At 71.5% G+C, this 19,077-nt stretch carries 17 protein-coding genes; 11 read left to right on the top strand and 6 right to left on the bottom strand.

Features of this window, described 5'->3' with window-relative positions; genetic code table 11:
* Positions 1–53: 53 nt before the first annotated feature.
* From BXA11_RS18410 to BXA11_RS18390, 5 genes are read left to right on the top strand one after another with little or no spacing between them, the layout of a single operon-like run.
* Positions 54–557, top strand: coding sequence for a hypothetical protein (locus BXA11_RS18410; RefSeq protein ID WP_051761668.1), 504 nt, complete (start codon positions 54–56; stop codon positions 555–557).
* Positions 557–2,038 carry a hypothetical protein gene (locus BXA11_RS18405; RefSeq protein ID WP_076436103.1) on the top strand — a complete coding sequence of 494 codons (1,482 nt, stop codon included), beginning with the start codon at positions 557–559 and terminating at the stop codon, positions 2,036–2,038. The genes BXA11_RS18410 and BXA11_RS18405 overlap by 1 nt, the downstream gene beginning before the upstream one ends.
* Positions 2,035–3,495 carry a VWA domain-containing protein gene (locus BXA11_RS18400; RefSeq protein ID WP_076436102.1) on the top strand — a complete coding sequence of 487 codons (1,461 nt, stop codon included), beginning with the start codon at positions 2,035–2,037 and terminating at the stop codon, positions 3,493–3,495. Before BXA11_RS18405 ends, BXA11_RS18400 begins: the two co-directional genes overlap by 4 nt.
* An 11-nt stretch (positions 3,496–3,506) precedes the next feature.
* Complete coding sequence (locus tag BXA11_RS18395; protein WP_076436100.1) at positions 3,507–4,622, top strand: ATP-binding protein; 1,116 nt, start codon at positions 3,507–3,509, stop codon at positions 4,620–4,622.
* Positions 4,619–7,498 carry a DUF5682 family protein gene (locus tag BXA11_RS18390; RefSeq protein ID WP_076436099.1) on the top strand — a complete coding sequence of 960 codons (2,880 nt, stop codon included), beginning with the start codon at positions 4,619–4,621 and terminating at the stop codon, positions 7,496–7,498. Before BXA11_RS18395 ends, BXA11_RS18390 begins: the two co-directional genes overlap by 4 nt.
* Positions 7,499–7,826: 328 nt before the next feature.
* Here BXA11_RS18390 and BXA11_RS18385 read toward each other — a convergent pair whose 3' ends face one another.
* Positions 7,827–8,306 (bottom strand): hypothetical protein, encoded by a 480-nt coding sequence (locus tag BXA11_RS18385; RefSeq protein ID WP_076436097.1) that lies wholly within the window; start codon positions 8,304–8,306, stop codon positions 7,827–7,829.
* Positions 8,307–8,713: 407 nt separating this feature from the next.
* The gene (locus BXA11_RS42210; protein ID WP_143734382.1) at positions 8,714–9,637 is read right to left on the bottom strand and encodes a hypothetical protein; all 924 of its coding nucleotides are present in this window, start codon (positions 9,635–9,637) and stop codon (positions 8,714–8,716) included.
* Positions 9,638–10,342: 705 nt separating this feature from the next.
* On the opposite strand from BXA11_RS42210, the gene BXA11_RS18370 reads away from it, so the two are divergent.
* Both BXA11_RS18370 and BXA11_RS18365 read left to right on the top strand, forming a co-directional pair.
* On the top strand, positions 10,343–10,765 hold the full coding sequence (locus BXA11_RS18370) for a hypothetical protein (RefSeq protein ID WP_030507783.1): 423 nt from the start codon (positions 10,343–10,345) through the stop codon (positions 10,763–10,765).
* Positions 10,766–10,901: 136 nt separating this feature from the next.
* Positions 10,902–11,270: a hypothetical protein gene (locus BXA11_RS18365; protein ID WP_076436093.1), complete on the top strand. Its 369-nt coding sequence runs from the start codon at positions 10,902–10,904 to the stop codon at positions 11,268–11,270.
* A gap of 957 nt (positions 11,271–12,227) precedes the next feature.
* Here the strand turns inward: BXA11_RS18365 and BXA11_RS18355 are convergent.
* Together BXA11_RS18355 and BXA11_RS18350 are read right to left on the bottom strand one after the other, a co-directional pair.
* The gene (locus BXA11_RS18355; protein WP_076436088.1) at positions 12,228–12,578 is read right to left on the bottom strand and encodes a hypothetical protein; all 351 of its coding nucleotides are present in this window, start codon (positions 12,576–12,578) and stop codon (positions 12,228–12,230) included.
* Positions 12,579–12,845: 267 nt separating this feature from the next.
* On the bottom strand, positions 12,846–13,922 hold the full coding sequence (locus BXA11_RS18350) for a sporulation protein (RefSeq protein ID WP_076436086.1): 1,077 nt from the start codon (positions 13,920–13,922) through the stop codon (positions 12,846–12,848).
* A 264-nt stretch (positions 13,923–14,186) separates the two neighbouring features.
* Between BXA11_RS18350 and BXA11_RS18345 the strand changes: the two genes are divergently transcribed.
* A complete protein-coding gene (locus BXA11_RS18345; RefSeq protein WP_239104868.1) occupies positions 14,187–15,221 on the top strand; it encodes a lysylphosphatidylglycerol synthase transmembrane domain-containing protein in 1,035 nt (344 codons plus the stop codon).
* Between the two features lie 179 nt (positions 15,222–15,400).
* On the opposite strand, the gene BXA11_RS18340 is transcribed toward BXA11_RS18345, so the two are convergent.
* Both BXA11_RS18340 and ypfJ read right to left on the bottom strand, forming a co-directional pair.
* On the bottom strand, positions 15,401–16,066 hold the full coding sequence (locus BXA11_RS18340) for a DedA family protein (protein ID WP_083744355.1): 666 nt from the start codon (positions 16,064–16,066) through the stop codon (positions 15,401–15,403).
* Between the two features lie 113 nt (positions 16,067–16,179).
* Positions 16,180–17,064: a KPN_02809 family neutral zinc metallopeptidase gene (gene ypfJ, locus BXA11_RS18335; protein WP_076436082.1), complete on the bottom strand. Its 885-nt coding sequence runs from the start codon at positions 17,062–17,064 to the stop codon at positions 16,180–16,182.
* 102 nt (positions 17,065–17,166) lie between these two features.
* Between ypfJ and BXA11_RS18330 the strand changes: the two genes are divergently transcribed.
* From BXA11_RS18330 to modA, 3 genes are all read left to right on the top strand, one after another.
* Positions 17,167–17,763 (top strand): class I SAM-dependent methyltransferase, encoded by a 597-nt coding sequence (locus tag BXA11_RS18330; protein WP_076436080.1) that lies wholly within the window; start codon positions 17,167–17,169, stop codon positions 17,761–17,763.
* An 81-nt stretch (positions 17,764–17,844) separates the two neighbouring features.
* The gene (locus BXA11_RS18325) at positions 17,845–18,255 is read left to right on the top strand and encodes a TOBE domain-containing protein (RefSeq protein WP_076436326.1); all 411 of its coding nucleotides are present in this window, start codon (positions 17,845–17,847) and stop codon (positions 18,253–18,255) included.
* A gap of 11 nt (positions 18,256–18,266) precedes the next feature.
* Entirely contained in the window at positions 18,267–19,043 is a 777-nt protein-coding gene (modA, locus tag BXA11_RS18320) for a molybdate ABC transporter substrate-binding protein (RefSeq protein WP_204053523.1), read from the top strand.
* Positions 19,044–19,077: the final 34 nt, after the last annotated feature.

The following is a 19,077-nucleotide window of genomic DNA, read 5'->3' as shown; positions in this document are numbered from 1 at the left end:
CGGGCGGATGGCTCCGGGCTGTTTTGTCGTACGGCTCGGCTACGTTCCGGATCATGACAGACCGTTCCCCCAACGGCGCGGCCGTGTGGACACGACACAGCAGGCTGCGGGTGGTGCCGCCGGTCCAGCCGCGCAAGCTGGCGAAGGTCCCCTTCGTGGAGCTGGCGGACGGCCGGCTGCAGGGCGTGGTGTCGAGCGGCTCGGACATCGGCCGGGTCTATGTCTCCTCCATCGCCGCCGGCACCCACAACTACAACTGCAGCACCAACAACAACCGCCCCTGCGGCGGCCTGTACGGCTCGCCGTGCAAACACCTGCGGGCCCTGGTCGCCGAGGCCGTCGTCCAGTACGGCGTCGATCGGGTGTCCCGTTACCTGCGGGTCGAGGTCCCCGAGGGCGCGGATCTGGCCGGCTGCCTGGGCGGCGTCCACGAGCCCGCCCCCGCCGCGGTCGTGTTCAGCCGGTTCCTGCGCCACCTGGCCTACCTTGAGGTGCCCGACACGACCCTGCCGATCCCGGAGCTGCACTGGTTCCCGGCCACGGGGACGGTGGGCTGATGCTCGCCGTACAGCTGACCGCCCTGCTCGGCGGCGACTCGGGAAACGCCGGTCAGGGGGCAGAGGAGGCGCTCGCGCTGCTCGACGGCTTCGACGACGCCCTGGTGCACGGCCTGGCCCGGCTCGCCGACGATCGTGCCGACGCGGTGGCCGCGCTGGCCGCGGCGTTCGCCGCCACGCCTCTCGGCGACCGGCTGGCGGAGGCCGCCGGCGCGGTCGTGTCCGGTTCGATCACGCAGGAGCATCTGACGGCCCTGGCGGGCGGCCGGGTCGCCTTGTCCGGCGCCGTGCACGACGCCCTGCTCGACAGCCTGGACACGGCCCTCGGCCGGGAGCGGGCGGAGTGGCCGCCGGCGCCCGGCGACCCGGAGACGGCGGGCGGCTCCGCCGCTCAGTCAGCCGCCCAGTCAGCCGCCCAGTCAGCTGCTCACCCGGCCGCTCAGCCGGTCGGGAACGTGCTCGGCGGCGTCCGCTCCTGGCTGCGCGAGCTGGCCATCACCGGCTGGCGCGGCGTCGATCACGACCTCGTGTCCGCGGCGGACCAGGTCATCGAGGCCCTGCTCGCCGTGCCGGATCTGCGCAGGCTCGCGGTGCTGCTCGACGGCTTCGCCGCCGAACTGCGGGCCTCCTGCCCGATCGGCTCCGCGGAGCACCTGCCGGTGCGGCGCTGGGCCGACCTGTGGACCCGCGCCCTGCTGCTGGCGCAGGACGGCGTGCTGACCGGCGAGCCCCGGCCCGCCGCCATGGTGTCCGGACGGCTGCTGGTGCTCGGCGTCGACGTGCACGAGCACGGCACCGCCGTCCAGTTCCAGGTGCACGCCGTCCTGGAACCCGCGGACGGCGGCACACCCTTGCTGGCGCGCACCTCGGTCACGGCCGCGAAGGTCGACACCATCGTCGGGACGGCGCTGTGGAAGCTGCCGCAGCGCCACAAGGTGCTGCTGGCCGCGCTGGCCGACCGCCGCAGCATCGAGATCGCGGACATGCCCCTGCTCGACAGCGGTGACCTCGTGTGGCATGACGACCGCGCGTTCGTGAGCAAGCCCGCGGACCCGTTGGCGACCGCCCGGCTGTGCCTGCCCGGCGCGCTCGCCCCGGCGGTGCCGCCTCTCGACCGTGCTCCGGTGCGGATCGCCGAACCCGTGCTCGTGGAGGGCTACAAGGTCACCAAGGACGGCTCCTTCGACCTGGGGGGCGCCATGCTCGCCGTGGACGCGGAACGGCTGCCCGGCTGCGGTCCGCTCACGCCCAAGCTGGTGGCGGCATCGACGGCGTGCGTGGGACTCGTCCGGTGGGACGGCGGCCGATGGACGCTGCAGCCGCTCGCCGTGCAGGCGACGGTCAAGCGCGAGGCGGTGGTGGTCGCCACCGGCGACTGGGCGCTCGGCCCCACCGACCCCAAGGCGGCCAAGGCCGAGGCCAGGGCCGCCGATGCGGAGGCCGTGCTGCGGGAACGAGCCGGACGGTTGCTGCGACGATGAGCGACGACATCTCCACGAACGCCGACCGCAACCGGCGTCAGGTGCTCTACTGGCGGCTGCTCGCCCGGCTGTTCGACCACGAGGAGCAGCCCGCGCTGGAGACCGCGAGCGTCGCGGTCGCCGGTGACCTGGGCCTGCCCGCCGGGCTGCTCGACCCGGCCGTTTCCGTCGACTCGCTGGTGCAGCGCTTCCCGGAACTGGCCGCCGAGTTCGAGACCCTGCTCACGTCGGGCGAGCACGTGCCGGGCGGCGAGGTGCGCCGGGCGGCACTGGTCTCGAAGCTGCTGCTCAACGTCTTCGCCACCGGTGCGGGTGACGTCAGCGCCACCCAGCTCGCGACCTGGCAGCAGGACGCCGCCTGGCTCAAGCGGGCCCTGTGCGCGGGGCCGGCGCCCGGACCGGGAACGGGCGCGGGAATGGGCACGGGTGCCGGAGAGCCCGGCGGCGCGTCCGGCGCGGCGGCCGGAACGGGGCCGGATGCCGGGTCTGATGCCGGACCGGCGGCCGGGTTCGGGCAGAGCCCCGGCGGCGGGACCGGCCGTGGGATCGACGCCGGACTCGGCGGCGACCTGGCCAAGGTGCTGGCCGACATCGAGGCCGGGCTGGTCAGCCGCATGCGGCTGCGTGAGGTCCTGGCCGACCCGGCCCTGGCACGGCAGCTCACGCCCAGCATGTCGCTGGTCGAGCAGTTGCTGCGCGACAAGGCCAACCTGTCGGGGGTGGCGCTGGCCAACGCCAAGGCGCTGATCCGCCGGTATGTCGACGAGGTCGCCGAGGTGCTGCGCACACAGGTCGAGAAGGCCGGCGTGGGCACGATCGACCGGTCGGTGCCGCCCAAACGGGTGTTCCGCAACCTGGACGTCGAACGGACGATCTGGAAGAACCTCACCAACTGGAACCCGGAGGACCAGCGGCTCTACGTCGACCGGCTCTACTACCGGCACACCGCCCGCCGGACCACCCCGGCCCGGTTGATCGTCGTGGTGGACCAGTCGGGGTCGATGGTCGACTCCATGGTCAACTGCACGATCCTCGCGTCGATCTTCGCCGGACTGCCCAAGGTGGACGTCCACCTGATCGCGTACGACACGAGGGCGCTCGACCTCACGCCGTGGGTGCACGACCCGTTCGAGGTGCTGCTGCGCACGAACCTGGGCGGCGGCAACGACGGCCCCGTCGCGATGGCCATGGCCCAGCCGAAGATCGCCGACCCGCGCAACACGGTGATGGTGTGGATCTCGGACTTCTACGAGTTCGACCGGTCGCAGCCGCTTTTCGACGCCATCCAGTCGGTGCACCGCTCCGGGGTCAAGTTCATCCCGGTCGGCTCGGTGAACAGCTCGGGTCACCAGAGCGTGAACCCGTGGTTCCGGCAGAAGCTCAAGGACCTGGGCACTCCGGTGATCTCGGGCCACATCCGCAAGCTCGTGTTCGAACTCAAGAACTTCCTCGCCTAGGAGACCCCCACATGACCAACGAGATGCTCCGCGCGCCCGCCGAGGTGAAGTACGCCGAGGAGCTCGACTGGCTGGAGTCGATCGACGACGGCCCCAAGCCGTTCTCCTGGCGGCTCAGCCCCCGGATGGTCCGGCTGTTCGTGCTCGGCAGCGAGCGGTCCGACGGCCTGGACCGCGAGATCCCGCAGAAGTGGTTCGGCGACCGGAGCTTCGTCGAGCGCAGCATCGTGACGCTCGCCTCCGACCGCGGCCTGCTGCTGATCGGCGACCCGGGCACCGGCAAGAGCTGGCTGGCCGAGTTGCTGTCCGCCGCCATCTGCCGCGACTCCACCCTGGTCGTGCAGGGAACGGCGGGCACCACCGAGGACCACATCAAGTATTCGTGGAACGTCTCGATGGTGATCGCCAAGGGTCAGTCCCGCGAGTCGATGATCCCCTCGCCGATCATGACGGCCATGGAGCAGGGCATGATCGGCCGGTTCGAGGAACTGACCCGCTCCACCAGCGACGTGCAGGACGCCCTGATCTCGATCCTGTCGGAGAAGTACGTCTCGATTCCCGAGCTGGACAACGACAACACCGTGTTCGCCAGGCCCGGGTTCTCGATCATCGCCACGGCCAACAGCCGGGACCGGGGCGTGAACGACCTGTCCTCCGCGCTGAAGCGGCGGTTCAACTTCGTCCGCATCCCGGTGGTGACGAGCAAGGCCAGCGAGGCGGAGATCGTCCGCTTCCGCACCACGGAGCTGCTGCGCCGTCACCGCATCGAGCTGGACGTGCCGCCCGCGCTCCTGGACATCCTGCTGCAGAGCTTCGCCGACCTGCGCGCCGCGGCGGCGTCGGCCACCAGCGAGGACGAGAAGCTGGAGTCGGCCCTGTCCACCGCCGAGCAGATCGGCGTGCTGGAGGACGCCATCCTGCACAGCCAGTTCTTCGGCGACCGCACGCTGCGCGCCGAGACGCTGGCCGGCGCTCTGGTGGGCTCGCTGGCCAGGCGTGCCCCGGAGGACCTCGCCATCCTGAACAAGTACTGGCACGGTGTGGTCGAACCCCGCAGCAAGCACGACGGCGGCGAGTGGACGCGGTTCCTCGACGGTGGCCGCCAGGCGATCTCGACGCTGTCATGAGCACCTTCGACGCCCTGCGGGAGCAGCTTCTCGACGCCGCGGCGGCCTTCTCCGGTGACGGGGACGCGGCGCCTTCCCAGACCCTGGCAGGCATCCTGTCCGGCATGGTCGACGACGTCGACCGCATGCTGCGCGAGGAGCTGGAGATCTTCCCGGTCTGCCACCACTCTCCGGCCTCCGCCCTGGCCATGACCCGGCGGCTGCGCGACAAGCGGCCCAAGGTCGTCTACCTGGAGCTGTGCGAGGACCTGCGTCCGCTCCTGGACGAGCTGCGCAACTGCCGGCTGCCGGTGGCGCTGCAGGCGTTCGCCACCCGGCTCGACGGGTTCCCGCCCGGTTCGGGGCCGCTCAGCGTGATCGCGCCGGTCACCGAGGCGTCGGCGGAGTATCAGGCCATCGCCTACGCGCTCGACACCCCCGGCGTCGAGATCGTGCTGGTCGACCGCTCGGTGGATCACGTCTTCCAATGGCTGCCCCGGGAGACGGACGGTCCGGCCGGCTCGGCCCCGCAGGAAACCGGCGCTCCGCGGGAAACCGGCTCCGCTCCGCAGGAGGCGGGATCCGCCGAAGACGGGCACGGCGACGAGGCGGCGTTGCACGGTGACGCCGTGGGCGTCGAGATCGGCGACCTGCGGCCGCGCTTCGCCGAGCTGGAAAAGCACCTGCTGCACCACGGGAAGGTGCGGCACTGGTCGGAGTGGTGGGACCAGTACGTCGAGCAGCCGCTGACCGGGGCCGACTACGGCACCTATCGCCAGGCGATGGCGCTCGTCGGCAGCCTGTTCCGGCGGCTGCGCCCCGACGCGGACGGCCGCCTGGCCGTCGACGAGGAACGCGAGCGCTACATGTGGACGCGGATCCGCGAGCACCTCGCCGCGTCGGGCGCCGACCCCGCCGACTGCATGTACGTATGCGGGGCCTTCCACGCCGTCAGCACCATCGCCGAGTTCGGCCTGCGGTCCGAGGCGCCGCCGTACGAGATCGGGCCGCGCACGGGCACGGGCTGGCTCTACGGGCTGATCCCCTCCAGCCACTCCGCGATCGAGGCGCAGTTCGGCCTGGCGCAGGGCTCGGTGTCCATCGCCGCCGCCACCTGGGCCAAGGCGGTCAAGCGCGGGGGCCTCACGCCCCACCGGCTGGCAGGACAGCAGGACGGATCAGGCAAGCGGGCCGCCAGAACCACCAAAGCCGCCAAACCAGGGACCGCCACGGCCACGCCGCCCGCTGCCGAGCCGGCGGCCGACCGGCTGTCGGGGTTCCTCGCCGGCCCGCCCGCGCTCGACGGCCTGGACGAGAACGAACTGCGCGGCTGGTGCGTCGACATCGTGCGGCTGGCCCGCCGCAACGGCTATCTGGCCAGCACGGCCGACGCCATCGCCGTGTTCGAGACGTCGATCCTGCTGGCGGGGTTGCGCGGGCGGGCCAGGCCCACGCCGTACGACTTCGCCGACGCGGCCGTCACCTGCATCGAGAAGGACTCCGTGCCGGGCCGCCGGGACGTCCGCCGCCTGTGCGAGATCCTCCTGGGCGGCGACAAGATCGGAATGGTCGGCTACGACGCGCTGCCCCCGCTGGTCCGCGACGTGTACGACCGGCTTGAGCCTCTCGGACTCGACCTGACCAGGCGCACCCAGCAGCGGGTGCTGCTCGACCTCAAGGCGGATCCCGAGCTGGAGCCGTGCTCCGATCTGCTGTGGACGTTGCGTTGCCTGCTGCCGGACGGCGCGGTCCGGCCGATCATGGGCGCGCGCCGCCTCGGCGAGCGGCCGATCCAGGAGAGCTGGGACGTGGCGCTCGGCCGGCACCAGCGGGAGATCATCGAGCTGGGCTACGAGGGCGTCACGGTCGAACAGGTGCTGGAGCAGCGGCTGCGCCGCACAGCCTGGGACCCCCAGGCCACGGCGGGGGCCGCGCTCGCGGCCGTCGAGGACGCCATCCTCTATCTGGGTGGCCGCCGCCTCGCCGGCGAGCTCGGCGCCCGCGCCGTCGAGCTGCTGGCCGCCGAGCGCACGGTGGACGACGCACCCGAGGTCCTGCGCCGGATCAGGCGGCTGCTGACCTACTACCAGGCGAGCGAACCGGAGCTGCCCGCCTGGTGCGAGGACTTCGTCACGGCCGGATACGCCCATTACTGCACGCTGCTGCCCACCGCCTTCGCCGACGACGACACGGGCGTGCGCCAGGTCGGCGCGATGCTCGGCTTCCTGTTCACGCTGGAGAGCCTCGCGCTGTCGCTGGGCTGCGACCGGGCCCAGCTCGAACTGGCCGTACGGCAGGCGCACCCGCGGGCTCCGGCCAAGGTCGCGCTGCTGTGGGCGGCGCAGACGCAGCTTGGCCTGCTCACCAGGGAGGAGCTGCGCGCCCGCTGCGACGAGCTGCTGGCCAACCCGCTCGTCGTCCCGGCCTATCCGCTCTATGTGAGCGGGTTCGTCCAGGCGCTCGAACCCGTTCCCGGCCTCGCGCCGTTCGTGGTCGAGGCGCTCTCGAAGGCCTTCGCGCGGCTGCCCGACCCCGTCCTGCTGCCGTGGCTGCCGAAGCTGATCTCCACGTTGCGCCGGCACGCGCCGGAGCTGGTCCCCGTGCTCGTCCGTGAGGCCGGGCGGACCTTCCCCGGCGCGCTGCCCGAGCTGGACGCCTGGACCCCGCCCTGGGAACGGCCGGCCGGGCCGGTACGCAGGACCCGGGCGGCGCCCGCGCCGAGCGGTCCGGTGTCCGCGCTGCTGACCCGGCATCCGCAGGCGTGCGACGCCATGGCCGCGCTGCTCGGCTGCGCGGCGGAGTGGGGGAGCGCCGGGCAGGACGACGGCGAGGTGCGAGCCCTGCTCGCCCGGCATCCGGCGACGACCGGCGCGGTCGCCGCGCTGCTCGGTGCCTGAGCCTATGCGCGGTCGCCGCGCCGCCTCGGCGCGTGAGCCCATGCGCGATCGCCGCGCCGCGTCGGCGCGTGAGCCCATGCGCGGTCGCCGCGCCGCCTCGGCGCGTGAGCCAATGCTTGCGCCTTCACCCGGTGGCGGCGCCGGTGAGCATTCCGTGCCGACGCCCACCCGGGCGGGGCGGCGCCGGTTCTCCAGCGGTCCGGCCGGTGGGTCATCGAGGCCCCCGCGGCTGCTCGGCGACCCTGCCGTCCTCTGGTAGATCACTGCCGGACCTGCTCGTCCGCAAATCGGGGGCGCCGCCCCTGAGGCCCGGCTTCCCCGCGGGCCCTCACCACCCGATGGTCCGGGGGCGCCGGCGGAATCGGCAGACCGCAGGTGCGCGCCGCTCCGTCAACTCCTCCAGCACCGTGTCGAGCCGCCGCCCGCACCCGTACGGCTTCGCGCGTAGCGGGCGCCCGCCCCGCCTGCCGCGGGTCGCGTCGGCCGGCGCGTCGGTCATCAGGCCCCACTGCCAGTACCACTTCTGCATGCCGTGCAGCACGCACACATAAAGGGTGCCGATCTCGCCGGAGCACTGTGCGGCGTACGTCGCGATCTGGTGCCAATCCGCGACGAGCGGCGTGGTGGTCGATCCTCGGACGCGGACGTGCGTCACGACGTACAGGCGGGTGTGCTGGTCGAACTCGGCTTCGACGACGTCGCTGAGCAGGCGTGGCTGCCGCCAGATCAGGCCCGTTCGGTGCGGTGGCCAGGCCGAGACCGTGAGCAGGCTCAGCAGCGCCACCTCGATGCACCAGTCCAGAGTCATCGGAGGGGTTTCCCTTCGTCGGAGACCGCACCGGCATCCGTCCCGGGCGAAGCCCGGCCGCGGGCCCTCATGCCTCGGCCCTGTCGCGGGGTGACGGAATCGGGACGCGAGCACGGTCCACAGGTGAGACGAAACAAGGAGAGCGGCTGCGACGATGCCGGTCGCAGCCGCTCTCTCGCGGCGCGTCTCCATCCGCGACCCTGCCCCAGGTAGCGGGGCGCGAATGGAAACGATCATCCGGTGACCCGGAAGGCACCTACGCCGCGAATCGGACGAGGGACGTCCACTAGTAACCCCCACGTCCCTCGCCTTTCTCGGCGGTGGCGCGCACTCGCCGAGAGCATTCCGGTGGTGTCGTCGCCGGCGCCGCGTCCCCGTTCACCGCGCCGACGACGTGAAGTGACCGGTTAGCGGTTGCGCCAGCCGACGGGACCGCTGTGGCCGGAGCCACCCGGACCGTTGTGACCCGAGCCGCCCCAGCTGCCGCCCGGACCGTTGTGACCGGAGCCGCCCCAGGTGCCGCCGCCCGGAGTGCCGTGGCCGGAGCCGCCGGGACCGCCGGGACCGGAACCGCCGGGACCGCCGTGGCCGCCCCAGGTGCCGCCGCCACCGCCGTGGCCGCCCCAGGTGCCGCCGCCGGGACCGCCGTGGCCGCCCCAGCTGCCGCCGCCCCAGTGGCCGCCCCAGTGGTTGCCGCCCCAGTTGTGGCCCGGGTTCCAGTACCCGCGGCCGGGCAGGCCGTACCACCGGCCGGGCAGGCCGAGGGACGCGTCGCAGCCCCAGCTGCCGGGCAGCGGGTAGTAGCGGCCGTCGACGACGTAGACCGGCGTGGTCAGCCCCGCCCCGCAGCTCGGCGAGATGTAGATCCCGCCGTTGACGACGGACTGGCAGCTGGGGAGCACGTAGGTCTGGGTGCCCACGACGTACTCGTGGACGCCGGTGCCGAGCTGGTAGCCGGGGAGGCCGTACCAGCGGCCGGGCAGGCCGGTGACGATCTGGTCGCGCCAGGTGCCCGGCAGGGCGTAGGTGCGGCCGGACACGACGTACACCGGCCGGGTCAGCCCGGCCCCGCAGGTCGGCGAGACGAGGACCCCGCCGTTGACGACGTACTGGCAGCTGGGGAGGATGTACGTCTTGCCCTTCAGGACGAACTGGTGCACGCGGATGTCCGCGCGCGGATCCGGACCGCGCCTGGCGGTGTCGGCCGGACGGGAGACGCTGCTGGAGGCCTGCTGCGCGGTGCTCGCCGCGCTCGCGGCTTCGGCGGCCACCACCATGGGAGTGACCAGGGCAGCGGTGGCGAGTGCCCCCGTGAGGAGGGCTTTCTTCATCGTCAAGAGACGATTCCTTTCCTGAGGTGTGCTGCTGTCGGATCGAATGCGCATCCCGGAAGCCGGCGGTGTGGCGACGGCGAAGCGGAATGCGCAGGACCGCAGTCGAGGCGGTTCCGGCCCGGACTCGCCGCGAGAGCCTCCGCCGGGGATCAGGAGTGACCCCGGATCGGAAACACGTGACGCGATCACGAGTCCTCGCTTCTGTCAGCGAATTTTGACGACACGGAGGGCCGGAACAGGTCGAGAGTCCGCACCCCCGCTGCTGCCGCGATGGCGTCCGCCGTGGTGCGGCGGCATGTGCCTCGCTTGAGCAGACCGTCGATGCACTGTCTGGTAAGGGCTGCCCGGCGAGCGAAATCGGCCACGCTCTGACTGTGACCGACCATCAAGGCGCGCAAGAGCGCCACGCTCCGAAGGTGCATCTGCGGCTTTCCCGCCATAGCGAACCTCTCCGATGGAAACTTCATCATCAGATTCTGCTGACGTCTCGACTGCAGGTCGCACTCTAATCCGGCCGGGCGCGGCCGCACGTGAAAACGGAAGGTTTCCAAGAATAAATCTTGTGCGGGCCGGCTTTTTGGTGACGCATCTTGTTGACACAACTGGTCCCTGGCTTCGTCGGGGTTTGCTCCCTGTCGTCAGGATCTAGCGGGCATGATGGGGGTGATCGCGGCCAGAAAGAGTCGAGGAGCTGACAACCGAATGCCGTCGCAGCGCGTGACACCCCAGCCCCCCACCCCCCTGAGCGACTGCATCCGCGACTACGTGGCGGACAAGGGAATGAGCATCCGCACGCTCGCACTGAGGTCTGTCAGCGGGAGCACAGGTCAGAGCCTCACCGCCCAGTGGATCACCGACGTGCTGAGTGGCCGGGTGTCGCGAATGCCGGATCTGTGGCGTTTGGAGGCTCTCGCGGCCGGCCTCGAGATGGATCCGGACAGCGTCAAGGCGCTGGCTATCAGTCAGTGGATCGGATGGGACATCGCCGACGTCCGGACCGGCCCTGGAGAACGCCTGATCTTCCGCGTGCCGACGGGTTATACAACTGAACAGTGCGCACGCCTCGCCGACGAACTCATGCAGGTGATCAATAGCACGGCCGAGCCGGAAAGGGAGGAAAGGTGATTTTCCGGATGCACGGTCGCCTTAGCCGGTGCTGATGCGTCAAACTTTCCTGGCATCGAGCAGCGAAACGATCGGGGACGTGATTGCACAGAAAGGATATGGTGGATGATTCGTGTCATCACCGTCGCAACCATCAGTGGAATTCCGTCGCGCCCACTTGCTGCATAGCTTGCCGGTGGTAATCCACCACGCACTTCGCGATAACAGGATCATCGCCTTCGTCGACGAGAGTCAGTTCGCTCCCGAGCTGATCGTCCCCATGGACGAGATCGGTACGGCGACGCTGAAGCTGCTTCAGCCCGTCGACGACGCGCGCCCGATGCCGGCGCTGCGCGTCCGCATCAGAAGAAGTGGGGATCTCGGCCACGAGCTCGTCGTGGCCGAGTACGCGGCAGAGGAGATAACGGTCGCTGTCGAAAAGACCCTCATCACCGAGGAACTGGCCGCCGCCCTGGGTGACACCGGCACCGCCGTCACCCGCGCCTTCGTCCGGCGGACGACGTGATCCCTGGAACGTCTGGAACGTGCCAGAACGATGTGGCGCCGCCGGCGGGGAGGTCGCGGGCGGCGTCCGGGAGAGGGGGCCGGCCCTGCGGGGAGGTCGCGGGCGGCGTCAGAGGGAGGGGGCGGCCCTGCGGACGGCCGATGATGCGGCCCTGCGGGCCGACCGATGGTGCGGCCCCGCCGGCCGGCCGAAGGCGCGGAGGGGGAGACGGAGGAAGTCAGGACTCATGCGGGCGGGGGTGGGCGGCAGGAGGCCGTGTGCGCCTCGACGGGTGAGCGGGGCCGTGGTGCCGCCGGGCCCCCGTCGGCAGGCCCTTCTCGCCCCGCTTCGAGCGGGAACGGTGCTCGGACGGCGGTCGCGCGGGTTCCGGCGGAGCGATGCTGGGCTGGACCGTGATGCCGGGAACCGGCGTGGCCACGGTGCCGGCGGGCGGGGGCGAGCCCGGCGTTGGACCGGAGGTGTCGATGCTCGCCCAGACGCTCACCGCGGTCAGCACCGCGGCCCCGGTCAGGATCGCTGCACGGATCAGCGTCGGGCGTGGCAGGGAGCGATGCCGTCCGGCCTTCGAAATGGGGGAGGGCTCGCGTTCCGGCTCATATCGGCCATGAAGGTCGCCGTCGATGTCGTCGTGCCGCCCGGGGGCCGGCGCGTACGGCGGGGGCTTGGGCCGTGCCGCGCGGCCGGGGCCGTAAGGGGCTCGCCCGGCGCGCCGGGGAGAGCGAGGTCTGTCGTGGCCGTTCATCACGCGCTCCGGATCGAAGGAAGTCATGCCATCACTAAGGGAGAGGGAATGGCTACGAACGGTATCCGAAGATCTGTGGGTTGCGGCCGGCTTTGGCCCCAGGTTGTCAGCAAAATCTGCTGACAACCTGGGGTTTTTAAATCCCTCGCCGAGTCCGTGCTCGATCGAGGGTGGTGGGTGCGATCCTCAGGCGGGATCTCTCACGAGATCCTCGGTCAGCCGTCGCAGGGAGTGGCGTTGTAGTTGGCGGCCGCGCAGTCGCCCGCAAGACTGTCCACCAGGACCACCGGTGCGGTGACCACCGGTGTGGTGACCACCGGCGTGGTCCAGTAGCCCAGCGGACGGCTCCAGTAGCCGAGGGGGCTGCCCCAGTAGCCACCGTGCCAGGGGCGGCCGGAGCGGTAACCCCACCCGCCGTGACCCCAGCCGCCGTGACCCCAGTCGCCGGCCTGTGCGGTCGCGGCCGCGTGCTGCGGGGCTGCCGTCTCCGCCGAGGCGGCGATCGGCGCCATGACGACGATCCCGGCGGCGCAGGCAGCGCCGGCCAGGAGCAGTCGACGGATCATGCGTAACCTCCTGTTTGCGTGATGTCACTGACTGTGACCGCTGTCACGCTACAACCCCTCTGATCACGCGTGTGGGCGGCGACACTCCAAGCGAAGGCAATGTCGCGGGCGCCGCCGCCGCGCCGATCAGCGGGCGCCGGCCCGGCCCCTTGGGTTCACCTGCGTCTCCGGAGACCGCCGCCGGCGGCCGATCCCGATCGAATTCTCACCTCTTATCCGAGACGTGCCCGGCGGCGCCGTCGCAGGCGGAGAGGCGCCGGGCGGGGGTTACCAGTCGCCGTCCCCGCCCTCGTCCTCGTCGCCCTCGAAGATCTCCTCGATGATCTCGCCCGCCACCAGGCCGCCGACGACCCCGGCGGCTCCGGCCGCGGCCACCGCGCCCCAGCCGGGTCCGCCGCGGTGCTCGTGGTGGCCGCCGTGCTCATAGCCGTGTGCATTGCCGTGCGCATTGCCGTGCTCATAGCCATGGCCATAGCCGTGTCCGTAGCCGTGTCCAGGGCCCTGGTCATAGCCGTGGCCGTGGTCCCCGTGGCCATATCCGTGCTCGTAGCCACCGTGGTGGTCACCGTACGGGGCGCCGTGCCCGGTGAGCCCGGTCAGCCAGCGGTCGATCTCCGCGGGCCAGTCCATGCGCGCCGCGTCCTCGTGGCCGACGTGGAAGCGGCCGACGGCGTCGCCGGAGTAACGGCCGGCCCGCTTGTCGGCCTCCAGGATCACCTCCAGACCCGCGGGACCGGCCACGAAGGTGAGCTCGACCTCCCCCACCACCCCGGCGTGCCGCGGGGGCGGATAGAACTCGATCTCCTGGTAGAACGGCAGTTCCTGGCGTATGCCGTACAGGTGGCCGGCCTCCAGGTCGGCCGACCTGAAGGCGAAGCCGAGCTGGAGGAACGCCTCCAGGACGCGCGACTGCGAGGGGAGCGGCTCGACGGCGATCGGGTCGAGGTCGCCCTTGTCGACGGCCTTCGCGATGGCCACCTCGGTGCGTACGCCGAGCGCCATTCCGGTGAGGGGCTGCCCGTCGATCTGGCTGATCGGGGTCTCCCACGGCACCGGGATCTGGAAGGGGAGGCTCCGGTTCTCGCCCTGGCGCAGGGTGAACGGACCGGACACCCGGGCGCGGGAGAACTCCCCGAGCCCCGCGCTCTCGCCGTCGCCGTGCTCGATCTCCACTCCGGCCACCAGGCCGAGAGCGATGTCCTCGATCTCGGCGTCGAAGTCGCCGCCGGTCAGTCTCACCTCTCCCGTGAGCATGCCGCCCGGCCGGACTCGTGGGGTGGTCAGTACGGTGTCCACCGAGGGGGCGCCCACCCCGAGAGCGCCCAGCATCCGCTTGAAGACCACGTGTTTCTCCCTGTCGACGGTCGATGAGGTGTCAGCCGCCCACCTGAACGATCAAGCACCGTGGCCGGGTTCCGGCCGCCGGTGACGATCGCCGACTCAAGTGATCGCGATTTCCCAGGCCCGGCCCCGTACGGAGGGCCCGCGAGCGGATCGATGCTGCCGCAAGTTTGACGCGGCTTTTGCTCAAATAGGCGTATTTGGGATTGTTCTTCATTTGGCTCGCTAATACGGATGAAGCGGACAGTGTGGAGGTGGCGAACCGGCGTGGAGACTGTTGCGGCGCAGGCAGAGGCGGCGACGGGTCGCGCGTCCCCGAGCAGGGTCGTCATGTCGCTGATCTCCCTGGCGCTGGCCGCCGTGCTCATCTCGTTCCTCCCTCACCTCACCGGAGTCACCTGGGGGCAGCTCGACGAGCGCCTGGTGCGGGTCGGCTGGGGCGCGATGGCGGTGCTCACGGGGGTGTGGCTGGCCGGGCTGTGGGCGTACTCGAACGTCGTGAGCGATTCCCTGCCGGGGTTGAGCAGGCGCCGGGCGCTGCTGGTCAACTGCGTCGGCAGCGGTGCCAGCAACGTGCTGCCGTTCGGCGGGGCCGTGGGCGTGGCCATGACCGTCGCCATGATGACCAGGTGGGGCTTCGCACGGCGGCCGGTCGCGGCCTCCGCGGTCGTGACGGGGGTGTGGAACCTGCTGTCCCGCTTCCTGCTCCCCGCCGTGGGACTCGTCTGCCTGCTCGGCGCGGGATACATGCCGGACCGCCGGCTCGCGGTGGCCGCCGGGGTCGGCGGCGCGTTGCTCATCGGCGTGGTCGTCGCCATGTCGGTCGCCCTCCGCCGGGAGGCGGTGGCCGACCTGCTGGGGCGGGGCCTGGATCGGATGGTCCGGTTCCTGCCGCTCAGGCGCAAGCCGTGCTTGCGTGACTTCCTGCTCGACCTGCGTCACTCCACCATCGAGATCACTCGTACGCGCTGGCCCCGGCTCACGCTCGGCATGGTCGCCTACATGGCGCTGCAGTGCGTTCTTTTCATCGGGTGCCTGCGCGTGACCGGCGCCGAGGTCGCCGTTCCCGAGGCGGTCGCGGCCTTCGCGATCAACCGGGTGCTGACCACCGCGGTCATCACGCCCGGCGGGTCGGGGATCAGCGAGTCGGCGACCGCGCTGGCGCTGATCGGCTTCGGCGTCGCGCCCGGGGCGGCCACGGCGGCGGTGCTGCTGTTCTGGTTCTTCGCCCACCTGATCGAGATCCCCGTCGGGTGGTTCGCCTGGAGCGTCTGGTCGCTGACCATACGGGCACGAACGTGACGCCGCCGCCGTTTCGAGGCGCGCCCAGGGGTGCCACCGAAGGTGTGCGGCGCGGCGGCAGGCGGGTGGCGCGGTGTGCGGGGCGGCGGAAAGGCGTGTGGAAAGGCGTGCGGTGCGGCGGAAAGGCGTGCGGTGCGGCGGAAAGGCGCGCGGTGCGGTTAGGCGGGTGGCGCGGCGGGTTACCTTTTCACCTGGCGGCCGGAGGACGTGGCCCTGACATACTCCGCCGCGACCGGCGTTCGCGGCCGGGTCAGCCGGTGGACACCCAGGGCGGCGGCGGCGAGCGCGACCAGGCCGCCCGCGACCAGGAGACCGACCCGCCCGGAGATCCGCTCCACCAGCTCGTACGAGCTTCCCGCGGCGTACCCGAGCCCGACGGTGCCCGCCCCCCAGACCAGCCCGCCGGGCACCCCGTAGGCGAGGAAGCGCCCGTACGGCAGGCGTCCCATGCCGGCCAGCATGGGCACCAGGGCGCGCAACAGACCGACCCAGCGGCCGAAGAGGACGGCCGGCCCGCCGCGCCGCCGCAGGTAGTCCTCGGTGCGGTCCCATCGCTCCGCGCTCACCCGGCGGCCCAACCGGCTGTCACGCACACGAGGCCCCAGCCGCCTGCCGATCCGGTAGCTGATCGAATCCCCGGCGACCGCGCCCACGCCGGCCGCGACCATCATGAGAGGCAGGCTCACCTGCCCCGTGAAGGCGAGGAAGCCCGCCATCAGCAGAGTGAGCTCGCCCGGCACCACGAGCCCGATGAGCGCCGCCGTCTCCGCGCAGGCCATCAGCCCGACCACCAGATAGGCCCACGAACCCGTCACCGCCATCAACTGGTGCAGCCCCTGCGTCATCGGATGCCCCCCGCCGCCGCGATGACTGTCTCCCCACAATGCACGTCGTAAGGGAAACGCCAGTAGCTCGCGGCGGGAAAACCTCAGTAAGCGTCACGTACGCCGGGAAAACGTCAGATAGCGCCGGAGAACGTGTCGCATCGGGCGGGAGAGCCCGTCGTGTACCCCGTAGTGAACCACTTCACTCGCTGCCGGGAGCTTCCGTGGGTCCACCCCTCGGGGTCCACCCTGCCCTGGGTGCGCTCCTGGATCCTGTCGTCGCCCACCGCCGCCGCGGCGTCCAGGGCCTCCTGGATGTCCGCCTTGGTGAACGGGCTCTCGTAGAACCCCGTGTCGACCGCGTTCTTCGCCCACACTCCCGCGTAGCAGTCGGCCTGAAGCTCCAGCCGTACGGAGGCGCTGTCCGCGCCCTGGCTGTCGCCGCCGGCCCGCCGGGTGGTGCCGAGGAGGTTCTGCACGTGGTGGCCGTACTCGTGACCGATCACGTACGCCTGGGCGAAGGGCCCGCCCTTGGCGCCGAACCGGCTCTCCAGCTCCGTGAAGAAGCCGAGGTCGAGGTAGACCCGGCTGTCGGCCGGGCAGTAGAAGGGACCGACGGCCGAGCTCGCCCGGCCGCAACCGGTGGTCACCGCGTTGGTGAACAGGACGGTGCGCGCGTTGCGATACGGCTGCTTGCCCCGCTCGGCGAAGGCGTCCCGCCAGTATTTCTGGACGCTGTTGACCACACCCACCACGCGGCACTTGTCCGACTGGTCCGCGTCGCTGCCCTTCTTGCATTGGGCGGTCAGATCCGAGGCCGGACGCGCGCCGGTGGACCCGCCGGACGAGGAGTCTCCACCGCTGAGAAGGTCGGCCGGGTTGACGCCCAGGACCAGGGCGACGACCAGGGCGACGACGCCGATGACGCCTCCGCCGATCGCGAGCCCGCCTCCCGGGAACCCTCCGCCGCCCTCCTCCACCTGTGACGCGTCGAGATCAACGTCGTCGCGGAAGTCCATAAGCCCGCCTTCCTGCCCCGGGACCTGCCACGCCCTATGATCCCCGACGGCCGCATTCCTGCATCCGTTCATCCACCTCCTTCCGCTGAGGAGCCGAAGACCGTGAACGATCGATCCCTGCGCGAGACCCGGGAGTTCTTCGCCGCGAAGGCGGCCACCTGGGAGGAGAAGTATCCCGACGACGGCCCGGCCTTCGCCGCCGCGATCGCCGAGATGGCCCTGCCGGCCGGAGGCCTGGCCCTCGACGCCGGCTGCGGCACCGGCCGCGCGTTCCCCCTGCTGCGGGACGCCGTCGGGGCCGCCGGGCGGGTGGTGGGCGTGGACGTCACCCCGGAGATGATCCGTTCGGCCCGCGAGCGGGGGCGGGGCGAGTCCGGCCTGCTGCTGATCGCCGACGTCGGACGGCTTCCGCTCCGCGACGGCGTCGCGGACGGCGTGCTGGCCTCCGGGCTGATCTCCCACGTTCTCCGGCCGGAGGCCGTGCTGTCCGAACTGGCCCGGGTGACCCGCCCCGGCGGGAGGCTGGCGCTGTTCCACCCCGTGGGCCGTGCGGTGCTCGCGGCCCGGCGCGGCCGCACCCTGACCCCCGACGACGTACGGGCCGAGCACAACCTCCGTCCCCTGCTGGACGCCGCCGGCTGGACCCTGCTCGACTATCACGACACCGAGGAGCGCTATCTGGCCGTAGCTCGCAGATGAGAGGGAGATCTGTCAAGTAGAAGGGCCTATGCAAGCCAGTATCCCTCCCGATATCCGCAAATGCGGCGTAAGGTGGTGCCCGTGACGACGTTCCGGATCAGCGAAGCGGCCGCGGTGCTCGGCGTCAGCGCCGACACCGTACGGCGTCTCGTCGACGCAGGCAGGCTCGCCGCGCACCGCGACGAGAACGGCCACCGCCTGATCGCCGGCACCGACCTCGCCGCGTTCGCGCGGGCGCAGACCGAGGCGGACGAGCGCACCGGAATCTCCTCGGCGCGCAACCGCTTACGCGGGATCGTGACCGAGGTGATCAGGGACGCGGTGATGGCCCAGGTGGAGATCGCCGCCGGGCCGTTCCGGGTGGTCTCACTGATGAGCCGCCAGGCGGCCGACGAGCTCGGCCTGGAACCGGGGGTGATGGCGGTGGCCGTCGTCAAGTCCACCAACGTCGTCGTCGAGATCCCGGACCACGTGCGCGTCGCGAGTCAGTAGAAGGAGCTGTGGTGCTCAGACGTCTCTCCCTGGCCGCCGTCCTCGTCTCGGTGCTGAGCCTGGCGGCGTGCGGCTCGTCCTCCCCGGACACGGCCGCTCCCGCCTCCTCCGGCGCCGGGAAGTCGCTGACGGTGTTCGCCGCGGCGTCCCTGACCGAGACGTTCACCGAGCTGGGCAGGCGGTTCGAGAGCACCCACTCCGGCACGAAGGTCACCTTCAACTTCGGGTCGAGCGCGACGCTGGCACAGCAGATCACCCAGGGCGCCCCCGCCGACGTCTTCGCCGCCGCGAGCCCGGCCACGATGAAGACGGTCACCGACGCCGGGCTGGCCCCCGCGCCCACCGTGTTCGTCAGGAACACGCTGCAGATCGCCGTCCCGGAGGACAACCCGGCCAAGGTCGGGTCGCTCAAGGACCTGACCGACCCGAAGGTCAAGGTCGCCCTGTGCGCCGAGCAGGTGCCCTGCGGCGCGGCGGCGACCAAGGCGCTGGACGCGGCGGGGCTCACGGTCACCCCCGTCACCCTGGAGCAGGACGTCAAGGCGACGCTCACCAAGATCCGACTCGGCGAGGTCGACGCGGCGCTCGTCTACCGCACCGACGTGATCGCCTCCGGCGGGAAGGTCAAGGGCATCGACTTCCCCGAAGCCGCCCAGGCCGTCAACGACTATCCGATCGCGGCGCTCGCCAAGGCGCCCGCACCCGATCCGGCCAAGGAGTTCGTCGATCTCGTGCTGTCGCAGCAGGGCAGGGACGTGCTGACCAAGGCCGGTTTCCAGGCGCCGTGAGCGGCTCCGGACGAGCGCGAGTCCCGCGGGCGCG

It is taken from the genome of Microbispora rosea, from assembly GCF_900156315.1.
GTDB classification, from domain to species: Bacteria; Actinomycetota; Actinomycetes; order Streptosporangiales; family Streptosporangiaceae; genus Microbispora; species Microbispora rosea.
Note: the sequence above shows the minus strand (reverse complement) of the source record. Positions and strands in the feature narration are given on the sequence as shown.

Excerpts from the sequence above, each read along its gene's own strand:
- BXA11_RS18410 (WP_051761668.1), top strand. The coding sequence starts at position 54 with ATGACAGACCGTTCCCCCAACGGCGCGGCCGTGTGGACACGACACAGC.
- BXA11_RS18405 (WP_076436103.1), top strand. The coding sequence starts at position 557 with ATGCTCGCCGTACAGCTGACCGCCCTGCTCGGCGGCGACTCGGGAAAC.
- BXA11_RS18400 (WP_076436102.1), top strand. The coding sequence starts at position 2,035 with ATGAGCGACGACATCTCCACGAACGCCGACCGCAACCGGCGTCAGGTG.
- BXA11_RS18395 (WP_076436100.1), top strand. The coding sequence starts at position 3,507 with ATGACCAACGAGATGCTCCGCGCGCCCGCCGAGGTGAAGTACGCCGAG.
- BXA11_RS18390 (WP_076436099.1), top strand. The coding sequence starts at position 4,619 with ATGAGCACCTTCGACGCCCTGCGGGAGCAGCTTCTCGACGCCGCGGCG.
- BXA11_RS18385 (WP_076436097.1), bottom strand. The coding sequence starts at position 8,306 with ATGACTCTGGACTGGTGCATCGAGGTGGCGCTGCTGAGCCTGCTCACG.
- BXA11_RS42210 (WP_143734382.1), bottom strand. The coding sequence starts at position 9,637 with ATGAAGAAAGCCCTCCTCACGGGGGCACTCGCCACCGCTGCCCTGGTC.
- BXA11_RS18370 (WP_030507783.1), top strand. The coding sequence starts at position 10,343 with ATGCCGTCGCAGCGCGTGACACCCCAGCCCCCCACCCCCCTGAGCGAC.
- BXA11_RS18355 (WP_076436088.1), bottom strand. The coding sequence starts at position 12,578 with ATGATCCGTCGACTGCTCCTGGCCGGCGCTGCCTGCGCCGCCGGGATC.
- BXA11_RS18340 (WP_083744355.1), bottom strand. The coding sequence starts at position 16,066 with ATGACGCAGGGGCTGCACCAGTTGATGGCGGTGACGGGTTCGTGGGCC.
- ypfJ (WP_076436082.1), bottom strand. The coding sequence starts at position 17,064 with ATGGACTTCCGCGACGACGTTGATCTCGACGCGTCACAGGTGGAGGAG.